Here is a 12809-nt window from a genome sequence, read left to right as displayed (position 1 = left end):
TTTTACTCATTTTGTATTATTTGAGTTTTCGTTCGATTCACAATATGTAAGGCTTCAACTGTTTCTTTCACATCATGTACCCTAATGATATTCGCTCCTTTCATCGCTGCAATGACGGCACAAGCAATACTGCCGATCATCTTTTCTTTTGGAAGCATACCAGGCCGCCAATCAATCATGGATTTTCTTGACATTCCAACTATAATTGGTAAATGAAAATGTTGCAATTTTTTTAAATTTGCAAGTAATTGATAATTATGATGTAAAATTTTACCAAAGCCAAAACCTGGGTCGATCAATAATTTATTTTTTGGGATACCTGCTGAAAGACAGCGTTCAATATTCTCTTCAAAAAAAGCATTAACCTCGGATAGCACATCCTGATAACGAGGAGATTGTTGCATATTTTCGGGATGAGCTTGCATATGCATGAGACAAATCGGTAAATTTGTTTTTGCTGCAGCTTCTAAAGCACCTGGCTGTCTGAGTGCAAAAACATCGTTGATCATATGAGCCCCTGCTTTTTTGGCTTCAAGCATCACAGCGGGTTTTGATGTATCTATTGAGATAAAAATCTCAAAGCGCTTTGCTAAAGATTCTAAAACAGGTATGACTCTATCAATTTCTTCCTGTTCAGTCACTGGAATCGCCCCAGGTCGAGTTGACTCTCCTCCTATATCAATGATATCTGCCCCTGCAGATATCATTTTTTCCGCATGTTGTAATGCTTTTCCAAAATTACAATAAGATCCACCATCCGAAAATGAATCAGGCGTAATATTTAAAATACCCATCACTTTTGGGCATAAAAGATCCAATCTGTGTTTTCCAATAGAAAAATCCATATTTTAAAACCTTTAAATGAATATGTCATTTGATCAGCAAAAAGGAATAACGACGAAATACAAAGCTATTTTAGTTATCTCAAAGCAAAGTGTCATCTCCCAGATTGCAAGAGGCTTCGGATAAAAATGATACTCGTCCATTAAATCACGAGTTTTTACGACAACATGGGATATAAAATAAAGATGAATTGAATGTTTAAGATCATGACAGATTTCGTAGAAAATTTCTTTGTTTTAGCTCACATTGGGCCCGTCTGTATTCTTTTTATCTGAAAAGAGAGAGGGATTTTGTTTTTCTTCAGATTTTAAAGTATCGTCATTTTCAGAAGAGGTGTCTATATTATCGTCCCAACCTGCAGGTATACGTACCGTCGTACGATTCATAAGATCGTCAATTTGTGGAGCATCAATGGTTTCATATTTCATCAAAGCATCTTTCATAGAAAGCAATATATCGAGATTTGCCATCAATAATTCACGAGCACGATTATAGTTGCGCTCAATGAGTAATTTGATTTCTTCGTCAATAATACAGGCCGTTTTATCGGAAATATGCTTGCTTTTTCCTACGGAGCGCCCAATGAATACTTCTCCATCTTCTTCTGAATATAGTAAAGGTCCTAACTTTTCCGAAAAACCCCACTGAGTAACCATGTTCCGTGCAATAGAGGTGGCAACTTTAATGTCATTAGAAGCCCCGGTGGATACCTTTTCTGTACCATAGATAATTTCTTCAGCGAGACGGCCGCCGTAAAGGGTAGAAATTTGACTTTCCAGTTTCTGACGACTTGCACTGATGGTATCGCCTTCTGGAAGAAAAAATGTCACGCCTAATGCTCTACCCCGAGGAATAATGGTAACTTTATGAACCGGATCATGCTCTGGAACCAAGCGGCCTATGATTGCATGTCCCGCTTCATGATAAGCTGTCGCTTCTTTTTGTTTTTCTGTCATGACCATAGAACGACGCTCAGCGCCCATCATAATTTTGTCTTTGGCTTTTTCAAACTCGCTCATACAAACGACCCGTTTTTTAAAACGGGCCGCAAATAGGGCCGCTTCATTCACAAGATTGGCTAAGTCCGCGCCAGAAAAACCAGGTGTTCCACGCGCAATAACAGAAGCATTCACATCAATATCGAGAGGGACACGCCGCATATGAACTTTTAAAATTTGCTCGCGTCCACGCACATCTGGTAAACCAACCACCACCTGTCTATCAAAACGACCTGGGCGTAACAAAGCAGGATCAAGCACATCTGGCCTATTGGTTGCAGCAATCACGATGACGCCTTCGTTGCCTTCGAAACCATCCATTTCAACTAACATTTGATTTAAGGTTTGTTCACGTTCATCATGCCCACCACCTAAACCGGCACCACGCTGACGACCCACAGCATCAATTTCATCAATAAAAATGATACAGGGTGATGCTTTCTTCGCTTTTTCAAACATGTCACGAACACGAGACGCCCCAACACCTACAAACATTTCGACGAAATCAGATCCTGAAATACTGAAAAATGGAACATTAGCTTCTCCTGCGATGGCTTTGGCCAGCAAGGTTTTACCTGTTCCCGGAGGGCCTACCAACAAAATACCAGTTGGAATTTTTCCACCCAATTTTTGAAAACGCCCAGGCTCACGTAAGTATTGAACCAATTCGCTGACTTCTTCTTTGGCTTCATCACAACCTGCTACATCTGAAAAAGAAGTCTTAACCTGATCCTCACTGAGCATCCTAGCTTTACTTTTACCAAAAGACATGGCTCCTTTTCCACCACCGCCCTGCATTTGGCGCATGAAAAATATCCACACACCAATCAGCAATAACATGGGAAACCAAGAAATAAAAATAGAAGTTAGTAAACTGGTTTCTTCGGGCGGTTGGGCAATGACTTTGACATTTTTAGTCAGTAAAGTATCTAAAAGTTTAGGATCATTAATGGGGATAAAAGTAATATATTTTGTGTTATCTTTTTTATTAACGTCGATTTCTCGACCATTAATACAGACACCAAGAACCTGATCATGAGTCAGATCAGATATAAAAGTGGAATAATCAACTGTTGAAAGTTTTGATTCACTGGAACCAAAACTTTGGAATATTGACATTAAAATAACTGCAATCACTAACCAAAGAACCAAATTTTTTGCCATATCACTCAAGGAATTAACCTCATATTTACAATCTATCAACAAAAAGCGCTAGGTTATGATCATTTTAGACCTGTCGCTACAATATACACTTCACGTGATCTTGTTCGTGAAGCATCTGGTTTACGTACTTTAACTTTTTTGAAGAGAGAACGCATTTCCCTTAAATATTGTTCAAACCCCTCTCCCTGAAACACTTTAACCAAAAAACTCCCGCCGGGTATGAGTATATCACGAGATATGTCGAAGGCTAACTCGGCGAGATGCATCGATTTTGGTATATCTACTGAGGATATTCCTGCCATATTGGGGGACATATCAGAGATAACAACATCAATTTTTTTATCTCCAATACAATTTAAAAGGCGTTTTAATATAGATTTCTCTCTAAAATCACCCTGCAAAAACTCTACTCCCAAGATTGAATCCATGTGGAGTAAATCAATAGCGATCACTTTTCCTTTAAGACCCACTTTATTGACCACATATTTTGACCAGCCTCCAGGTGCAGCGCCTAAATCGAGAACAAACATACCTGTTTCGAAAATTTTATCGGTATTGTCAATTTCATCAAGTTTAAACCAAGCGCGAGATCGTAATTTTTTTTTCTGAGCCTCAATCACATATTTATCACTAAAATGTTCTTGTAACCAGCGGCGGGAACTGGATGAACGCTTTTTACTGGACATTTTTTCTCTAAACATTCATTTCATTTAAATCGATTATCAATGATTCCATGAATCAAAATACTAATATAAAAATATTCATGGACTCTGCTCTATTGATGCTATTTATCAAAAAGGGGATTTGAGGGTTTTAAAATCGTTAATGCATGCATACTAACAATATTTAACATCAATAATTTCATATTCGACCTCACCGCCGGGGGTGTGAATCACCGCAACATCACTGATTTTTTTAGCAATTAAACCTCTAGCGATGGGGGAGTTAACAGAAATAAGATCTTTTTTGAAATTTGCTTCATCATCACCCACAATTTGATAGATTTTTTTTTCTTCTGAATGAGTATTCAATACGGTCACAGTTGCGCCGAATATAACAATACCTTTGTTGGCTATTGTAGTAACATCAATAATTTGAGCGTGAGATAATTTTGATTCAATTTCCTGAATACGACCCTCACAAAATCCTTGTTGCTCACGAGCTGCATGGTATTCCGCATTCTCTTTTAAATCACCATGCTCACGAGCCTCTACAATAGCTGCGATTATCTGAGGGCGAAGAACACCCTTTAGATACTGCAGTTCTTCGCGCAATTTCTCTGCGCCACGTAGCGTCATAGGGATCTGTGTCATTCATCAATACCTCATATTGTTTTTTTAAAGAGTCATTATTCTAATTTATATGCACTGTAAAACAGACGCTCCTTTTATGTTTTGTGCCGCTCACAGTACGATTATATTTAAAAATCTCCAAAAATTTTGAAGCGATTGCGTTCTTTTATCTATCACTGATTTTAACTCAAAGTTATTTTAGGATCATCGTTTACTTTTTATTTCTATCTTGCTCTATTTGGTACTCATTTGAATTTATGATAGGCTGCAACGCGCTTTAAAAGCCTTATATTCCACATATAAAAATATTACTGCTTATTTTTTTCTATTAAACGTTATTATTAGGATCACCCCTTTCTTTGAGTTTATGAGTCATCTTTTTGACTAATACAATAGTGTGTTTTGAATAAGAGAAAAATGAATTGAGGAGCATATGCTGTATTGGGGAAAATGGTTTGGGGCTTTGTTGGGATTTTTATCTGGCCTTGGTTTCTGGGGTATATTATTAGGTTTTTTTATTGGAAATATTGTAGATCTCAGGTTAAGAACAAGAAATCAACATTTTTTTTATGATCAAAAAAATCGACAATCTCTATTTTTTTGCACGACTTTCCAAGTCATGGGGCATATCACAAAATCTAAAGGACGTGTCACTGAAACCGATATTCAGCTCGCGACAACATTGATGGATAGAATGCAATTACATGGTACAGCACGGGCCGCCGCTCAGGCTTCATTTCGTGAAGGCAAAGAAAATGATTTTCCTTTAAGGGAAAAATTACAGCAATTACGGGGTATATGCTCAGGGCGGGTCGATTTAATTAAAATGTTTTTGGAAATTCAATTTCAAGCCGCTTTTTCTGATGGCATTCTCCACCCTAATGAGCGTCAAGTGCTGTATGTTATTTCCGAGGAGCTAGGCATTTCTCAAAGACAGTTTAATCAATTTCTTAATATGATGGAAAGTGGCAGCCAATTTGGGCACCAAAACTGGTATCAGCATACAACCTATTCTTCTTCTGGGCGAAACTCACAAAACGCGCAAGCACCGACATTATCCGATGCTTGTAAAGTGTTTGGTGTGAACGTCAATGACAACAGTGCTACTATTAAACGTGCATACCGAAAACTAATGAGTGAAAATCATCCTGATAAACTGATAGCAAAAGGACTACCTCCTGAGATGATGGAAATAGCAAAAGAAAAAACGCAAAAAATTCAAGCTGCCTATAATTTTATTAAACGTGAAAAAGGCTTTAAGTGAAACTTATCACAAGGCTTAATCTTTAAAATTATTAAATTGAAAAGGTTGCCCCAGATATCCAGTGCGAATTAAAGCCATGACCGCTTGTAGATCGTTGCGCGATTTACCTGTCACCCTTACCTGTTTGCCCTGAATTTGAGCTTGCACTTTTAATTTACTGTCTGTAATCAGTTTCACTAATTTTTTGGCTTGTAAAGACTCAATCCCTTGTTTCAATTTAGCATATAGGCTATAGGTTTTTCCACTGTGTAAAATCTCTGCGGAAATATCTAAAGCCCCGCTTTCAATTCCTCTGTTTGCGAGTTTTGCAGAAATGATTTCAAGCATCTGTTTTACTTGAAAATTAGATTCACTGGTTATTTTGATGCTTTTTTCTTTTTCATCAAATTCAAAACGAGCGGTGACATGACGAAAATCCCAACGAGTGGATAGATCACGGGTAGCGTTTTCAACCGCATTACGCACTTCTTGTGTATCAATTTTATACACAATATCAAAAGAAGGCATGTGATTATTTTCCTGAATTTATAGTGGCGTTAAAACATCAATGTTATTAAAATGATATGACTATGAAATTCAAATTTCTATCTTTTATAAAGAATTTAATGGTTTAATATTTACGGCCACTTCAGATAGAGTCGTCAGGTAATAAAGGAAAACAGGTTCTCATTGATGGGATGAAAATGGCATTTGAGAGCATTTAATAATGAACTTAGCCCGTCTCCTCCAAGATATGGATAAATAATTTTATTTTAATTAAATTTAAATTTAATCAAAAATTTTATTGATTATAGTCATTTTACGTGATCCAACTCTATATTCTTTTTGTATGTTTTCTTTAATTAGATAAAAGAATTTTTTATCGGATGTAAAATATAAAGTACGTATTTTTGTTATATTTTCTTCCTAGAGTAAATTTAATGGCACATATAGTATCTCTCATCTTTTAACATCTGTACCGTATTTTAAAATCATTCTGATCTTTTAGAATACAGATTCTATCAAACCTCCACATACTTTTAGTATGTGCAAATATAGCATAGAAATTTACTGTTATATCAGTTACAGGGTTACCTGTATCGCAGCTATACTGCGGAACCTTCTTGCCTCCTGCACAAACCAGACATATATTAATTTCATCGATTATCTCACTCATACGTGGCGTAGCATTACTAATGTCATTATCTTCTCTTGCATGGAAGCTATTTAAATCCGCCTTAAGCTTGCTAAATAATGTATTAATTGTATCATTGAAATTTTTTTAATCTCATCCGGATGACATTTTTATTTTTATTGCATTAATTGAATCTAAATACTTCTCTCGTAAAGAAGTATCTATGTTGTTTGTTTTTTATTATTATAAGTCTCCATGTCGTGATCAGCCATTGTTCTTGCAACATCCGGCCCAGCTAAATTATCTTTAAAACCGAAATCCTCTATTGAAGTGGCAATCATCAAAATATCATAATCGGCTGTCATTGGTTTTTTACAGTTCCTCGATGAACTCAATAGTTTCACCGATGCTACATTATAATTGACCAAGTATAATGCAAATCCTTCATCGCAATGGTTTAGTGTAAATTCATGCTCTATGTTTTCTGATATTATGACTTTTAATTTAGTAATACCCCGAATTATTTTTTCTACTTCATAGATAATGCCTTCTTTTTCAAGTAATTCAATCTGATTTTTCCTTATCTTTAAATTTACTTCCTTAGCATTTTTTTGTTCCAAACACTCTTGTACCTCCGTATGAAATTTATTAAGCGTCTTTTGTGGCTGATCTGACAGCTTACTTAATGCTTAATTGACACAAATAAAAGCTGTTTGTGGCCTCTAATTTACGCTTTTCCCTTTTACACTTGAATTCTTTAGTCAGATGACCATCCCTTATCAGATCTATTGCCATCAAATTAACAGGACGAATTGAGATAATACAATTTTTCTTTTGCGCAAAAATTTGCAATTTTATGAGATGTGCTGACAGAGATGCCGATCTCTTGTGCCTGGCATAATTTTGTGATTTTATCAAAATTCAATTTTTGTCATCATCTATGTGAGCTTCATTATTTAATGAAACATTGAATTCACTATTTAGTACATTTTTTGACAAATTTTTAGGCGATTTTTATACCGAGATAAGTTTGTGTAGGCTTAAATTTAATTGAATTTTATCAGATTCAAGTGAATTTTTATTATAATAATCTCCAATATATTATTAGTTTTAGCTATTACCATAATTTTTACCTTAGATTATTTTGAATTCAGAATATTTTATTCATTTGCATTAAAATAAACGTCCAATAAGGTTTATTTGTGCAATTTTTTGTAATTGATTTTTATGTGAAAAATAGGCAATAAAAATACTAAAACTGAAAAACACGATATTTTAAGTGTAATTTAACAATGACTTAATTTTTATTATGACTTGAGATTTTTTAAAATAGGACCTCGTATTCTTTCCTTTTAATTTCTTCTTTTTATCTTTCACTTTATGCTCCTTGCCAGAGTAACAAGATAGCTAGTGTTTTTCGAATATTTCAAGTGTTAGAAAGGCTGCTATAGTAGGTTCTTTATATATAGTTGACGACCTGTCAGCCGAATTGAGATAAACTGATTTCTAGGAAAGTTCAAACAGACATTACCGGAAAACAGTGTTCAATCAATTTTTATAGATTTATAGGCTAATTTATTAGGAAAACTTCCTAGACTAATAAACGGTGTCTCACCATAATTATGGTTTTGAAGCTTCAACTTATCGAACGAACCGGGAGGCAAGGCTGACTTAATTTCTCCAGAGAGATTTTTATATGTATTCCAACAGCACGAGCGCTTATATACAAACCTACAAGCGTTGCTGATGTACCGGCCTGTGTTTGAGTCGCTGTAGACTCAATCGTATGCCGGATGTTATCCTTATGAAAACGGTCTTTGTCTGTTCCATAGGCACATCAAGACTCAAAATGGCATTATTATTCGTATCATTGTTTTCATTATGTATTTTAACATCTAGTTGAAGATGCAGAGTATTATTTTTCTCTTAGTCATATTAACCTGCTGCACTAAATTCCTAATCTCATTAGATGAAAATGCCTCTAGGCTGATGTGTACTTTTAATGCTGAATAATTTAGAGCACCATTTAAGTACCTTCCATAAGGCGTCGCTTCACTTGACCTAGACCCGTCTCAGCGATTTCCGTGAGCGCCATTTAATAGGCTGTTATTGTCAGATTTATCCTGTGAACTTGACGTATTTCTGTTAAAATCTTTTAATGCAGGGTGATTTTTGTCCCTGCCATTTAATTTCTGCGCATATTCTAATCGCTTTCTAAAAGTCTGCTCTAAGGCTAACTTATCTTTATGAGACTGCTGCTCATTTTGAATGGCATTGCACACTATTCTTGACTCAATTATTTTTCCTTCCTGCTCCTGTTTTTATGATATTTCGTGCTCTCTATTTTTTCTTGTTGCGTCTGAAAATCCTGCTGAATTTTCGTTTCCTGAAATTATAGCCTTCTTATGTGATGATCTTGAAAAATACCAAAAGGTTTTGTTGGGATTCAATCTCTCATTCGATTTGCCTTTTCTGCATTTCTGTGTCATGTTTTTGTTCTGCATTTCTTTGAGCATCTCACATCTTCTGAGATGCTTTCTCCCGTGTTTTAACTTCTCCCAAAGTTTGTATTACTTCCTGTATTTTATTTTTCAAACCATTTTTTATTTTTCTAAAATTATTTTAAAAAACTTATTAATAAACTTAAGCCACTAAGTGTTTTTTTATATTCAGTTGTTACAGGTATTATTCGTGTATTTTGATTTTAATATAGTTCGTTGTTATGTAATTTTATCTTCCCGTTATACAGATAGATATCGAAATCGCTGGTGCTTTATTTCAGCGAAATCATGGCTATGAAAGTATCAGATAATAATCTGAATAGCTGTCTTAAAGAGCTAATATAATGAGAGAGAGTTTAAATATAGGCATTGAGCTTTACTGACGGTTTGAAAGGCATTCGACTCATCGATATTAAAAAATACTAAGACCTTATGTTCATAGAGGCGGTTATGAAATTTTGTCGCATTCATCCCTAAATAAGCGGCAGCCATCTATTTTCCTCATTGAATCTGTTTCAGCATTTGATTAATTAATTCCCATTTCCCCGTCATCATCAATATATCTTTTAGTTATTTTTTCTCTGAATTGTGAAAAAATTATGTTAATAAATAGATAATTTATTAAATTATCGAAATCTTTATTCAATTCATGGGGGTTTTATTTCTCCAGCACGAGTTGCAATAATCGACTGCAGATAACGAAAAATTATTCCTCCACTATGAAGCTATCACCATACTATGAGTTGTTTGACTCACTCGCAATTTGCAAGTGTTTTTGACGCCCAGTAATTTTATTGCTTTTTAATAGCTTTTTTTATCAGTATTATCTTAATAGGATTAAATGGCGACTCACACTAATAGTTAGTATTATTATATACAATAGCAAAAAAAATGTAACGGGTAATACTCTTCGCTATGAATTATTTTTCATAAAAAGCACGCTTGTCCAGCGTCTAAATTTTGACATGAAATATAGAAACTTCAAGGGTGCCGGATGCCCTCACTAAGGCATCAAGAGTTTCTCGCCTACTATTTTAAAATTAACTAAAGGCACCTCAAAAGGTTATACAAAAATTGTAACCATTGCTTATGCGTTAAAAGTGAATCCTGATTGGCTTGCGCGGCGTGTAGGGGACATAGAAGGAGAAAGTATTTCCTCTTTTATTTTTCCTTTTGATTCATCTAATGAAGTACGTGTTTGGCATAAAAAGGAGGAAACAAAAGATATCGTGAATCTTCCTGAAGGAAAGTCGGTTTCTACCTGGCATGCTTCCTTATATTCTTGATCGTAACAGTGGTTGCAAAAAAGCTCCGGTTGGTACCCATAGTAATTATGGATACAGCGGTTAAAGCAGTGATAAGCGACCTGGTGGTGGATATGATTTCCGTTTATCGATTTTTATCCAGTAACAGGCCTGGCTTATTATTTGTTGATGAAAAAGAGTTTCTTTGTTTGATTTGTCTGAATTTGGTGAACGTATTGAGGTTACTGTTTTTCTTTTTCGTGATTTCAGACGATAGTCTTTAATCTTCTGTGCAGGAATTGTGTATTCGTTATAAACACATTCTTTGACCCGATGCCAAACACAAATTATTTAGCTCTCCTAAAATTGAAAATAAAGAGTCATTATTTTCTCCATTTTATCACATTAGTTTTTATTTAAAATTTTTGATTTTAAAAAAGCAACATCATAAAAATTAATAGTTTTTTAGGCTATTTTAAAACTTCATGTTTTTAAAAATCATTACAAATACTTTATATTTTAATGCAAACTCAGACGAATTGTGCGTCGTCGAGAAGAAAGGCAAAGATTGGAAAGACAGTTAAGGGAAGAGAGAAAAAGGATGCCTGTTCAAGCACACCTACAATGCTTTTAGATCATTCCACACCCACAATCCCAGATAATCGGCTGCTCCACAAAGTGCTGTTGCCTCGGAACTGAGGCAGAATTTATACGAATTTCACGACTAGACTCACAATAGTCGCAGACACTTCAATCGTCTAAATCAGAATCACAGTGAATTCTTGGAGCATCTTATTCCAAAAAATCGCAAAATCTTTATGCATATCGGCGCATCGCGCGTCTACTTTCTTAAATCGAGTCTCTATATCTTTACGGATATCGATGATATCCCGCTTCAGCTTAGCGATCTCAAAAGAGAGTTTTTGATCAAGTTTTTATTGCAGAAGACAATTCTCTTTTGGCTTCCTTAAGGTCATTTTTGTTAGCCACATCTGCTGCTTCATGTAATGGACGTATGACCTGAGAAATAACTTCGGCCTGTTTTTTTAAATACCAGCCTCTTCCAAATCTTCAAGCATTTTCAAAGCATCAAATGCCAAATAATTCATGATGGTGCGCTCCTCCTAACGGTGAGCTTAATAAGCCATCCATACTATTCTGGATCCTTTAAACGGTTTGATTGCTTAACTTTATCATAAACCGATTTCAGTGAAAATAATGTCGGTTTTCAGATGCATGCCTTTTATTTTAAGCGTTTTTGATGACAAAACACCCACATTGACCTGGTCAGCAAAAAAATCCCCCTCCTTATTCTTTGATTGAGTGGTTTTTTTGCTTACTAAAACCCCTGAAAACCAAAACGGATGGCAAAGAGACTGAACACCTGTACATTAAGCTACCTTTTTTCGTGCGGGCCCGTTAAACTCTGAAAGAAAAACTCGACGGGCAAACGTCTCATGATGTCGATAACCAATTGGCGTCTCTTAAAGACAAAGATAAAAGACAATGCATTTTTCCTTCTTTTGATCATGATGTGTACGGCAAGAGCGTGTTGTGATTTTTTCAGCTATTACACTCGCTGCCATCAGAGTGCACCTACTTTTAAACCTGGGTTCATGTTGACCTGTCTCTAGCACAACAAATTGAACAGGCCGCGCGGCTATTTCTCAATGAAATAGAATTAGACATTCACTCTATCAAGGGAAAAGCGGCTAAAATGACATGTCAAGTACGACCTGCAAATGTCAAGCTGAAAAAATAGACAGTTTCTCTATGTCACCTCATTTACCCAACAGGAAATCTCCTATGAAAAAATATTGATTCTGCTCATCAGGAGTTGGCTAAGCGCGTTTTCATGGAGTGCTAATATCAAAGGATGCGTGGTCAGCGTTCATGATGGGGATACGCTCATTCTCTTACCTCTGAACAACAGCAGATTAAAATTCGAATGGCAGAAAAATAGACACGCTAGAAATCGGCCAGCCTTATGGAAATCACGCCAAAAAAGCGCTCGCAGATTTAGTTTTCGATTAAACCCTAATGGCTCGTTTAAACCCAAAATACTGGTATGGTATAATTCTATCTTAGCTGTATCTGGGAGAGATGTAGATTATCGCGGAAATGGGCAACAATGGTGATACCTGGATGTATCGTCGACCCAGTCGACAGTCGAGACCCGCGTTTGCTTGGTTTCGAAAAAAAGTCCAGGAGGATAAAAATAGACTGTGGACCCTGCCAGAGTCACAATGCCTCCCACCATGGTAATGGAGGAAATTCAATCGGATTCAAGGGAAGACGCCATGAGCCTGCACCATGACCTGGTGCGAGAGCATGCTCAATCCCGTGAAGTATCCCTATTTTATTTGAAGCCATGCGGGCCGAGTAGATG

10 protein-coding genes are annotated in these 12809 nt (G+C 35.9%); 2 read left to right on the top strand and 8 right to left on the bottom strand.

Annotation, left to right across the window (positions count from 1 at the left end):
• Nucleotides 1-2: 2 nt before the first annotated feature.
• The 4 genes from folP to greA form a co-directional block, all read right to left on the bottom strand.
• Nucleotides 3-845: a dihydropteroate synthase gene (gene folP / locus CICURV3402_RS02930; RefSeq protein ID WP_158379752.1), complete on the bottom strand. Its 843-nt coding sequence runs from the start codon at nucleotides 843-845 to the stop codon at nucleotides 3-5.
• Between the two features lie 234 nt (nucleotides 846-1079).
• Entirely contained in the window at nucleotides 1080-3014 is a 1935-nt protein-coding gene (gene ftsH / locus CICURV3402_RS02925; protein ID WP_187306906.1) for an ATP-dependent zinc metalloprotease FtsH, read from the bottom strand.
• Nucleotides 3015-3064: 50 nt separating this feature from the next.
• Nucleotides 3065-3691: a 23S rRNA (uridine(2552)-2'-O)-methyltransferase RlmE gene (rlmE, locus tag CICURV3402_RS02920; protein WP_158379823.1), complete on the bottom strand. Its 627-nt coding sequence runs from the start codon at nucleotides 3689-3691 to the stop codon at nucleotides 3065-3067.
• A gap of 150 nt (nucleotides 3692-3841) precedes the next feature.
• Nucleotides 3842-4318 (bottom strand): transcription elongation factor GreA, encoded by a 477-nt coding sequence (gene greA, locus CICURV3402_RS02915; protein WP_158379751.1) that lies wholly within the window; start codon nucleotides 4316-4318, stop codon nucleotides 3842-3844.
• A gap of 412 nt (nucleotides 4319-4730) precedes the next feature.
• On the opposite strand from greA, the gene djlA reads away from it, so the two are divergent.
• Nucleotides 4731-5561, top strand: coding sequence for a co-chaperone DjlA (gene djlA, locus CICURV3402_RS02910; RefSeq protein ID WP_158379750.1), 831 nt, complete (start codon nucleotides 4731-4733; stop codon nucleotides 5559-5561).
• A gap of 15 nt (nucleotides 5562-5576) precedes the next feature.
• Here djlA and CICURV3402_RS02905 read toward each other — a convergent pair whose 3' ends face one another.
• The 3 genes from CICURV3402_RS02905 to CICURV3402_RS07135 form a co-directional block, all read right to left on the bottom strand.
• Nucleotides 5577-6068, bottom strand: coding sequence for a YajQ family cyclic di-GMP-binding protein (locus CICURV3402_RS02905; RefSeq protein WP_158379749.1), 492 nt, complete (start codon nucleotides 6066-6068; stop codon nucleotides 5577-5579).
• Between the two features lie 828 nt (nucleotides 6069-6896).
• Nucleotides 6897-7352, bottom strand: coding sequence for an anthrax toxin-like adenylyl cyclase domain-containing protein (locus tag CICURV3402_RS06515; protein ID WP_268904296.1), 456 nt, complete (start codon nucleotides 7350-7352; stop codon nucleotides 6897-6899).
• Nucleotide 7353: 1 nt separating this feature from the next.
• A complete protein-coding gene (locus CICURV3402_RS07135) occupies nucleotides 7354-7527 on the bottom strand; it encodes an anthrax toxin-like adenylyl cyclase domain-containing protein (protein ID WP_268904288.1) in 174 nt (57 codons plus the stop codon).
• Between the two features lie 2749 nt (nucleotides 7528-10276).
• Here CICURV3402_RS07135 and CICURV3402_RS02895 point away from each other — a divergent pair.
• A complete protein-coding gene (locus CICURV3402_RS02895; protein ID WP_158379748.1) occupies nucleotides 10277-10462 on the top strand; it encodes a hypothetical protein in 186 nt (61 codons plus the stop codon).
• A 2199-nt stretch (nucleotides 10463-12661) separates the two neighbouring features.
• Here CICURV3402_RS02895 and CICURV3402_RS07130 read toward each other — a convergent pair.
• On the bottom strand, nucleotides 12662-12793 hold the full coding sequence (locus CICURV3402_RS07130; protein ID WP_268904287.1) for a hypothetical protein: 132 nt from the start codon (nucleotides 12791-12793) through the stop codon (nucleotides 12662-12664).
• Nucleotides 12794-12809: the final 16 nt, after the last annotated feature.

The sequence above is a fragment of the Candidatus Williamhamiltonella defendens genome, from assembly GCF_900699045.1.
Lineage (GTDB): Bacteria > Pseudomonadota > Gammaproteobacteria > Enterobacterales > Enterobacteriaceae > Hamiltonella > Hamiltonella defensa_A.
Note: the sequence above shows the minus strand (reverse complement) of the source record. Positions and strands in the feature narration are given on the sequence as shown.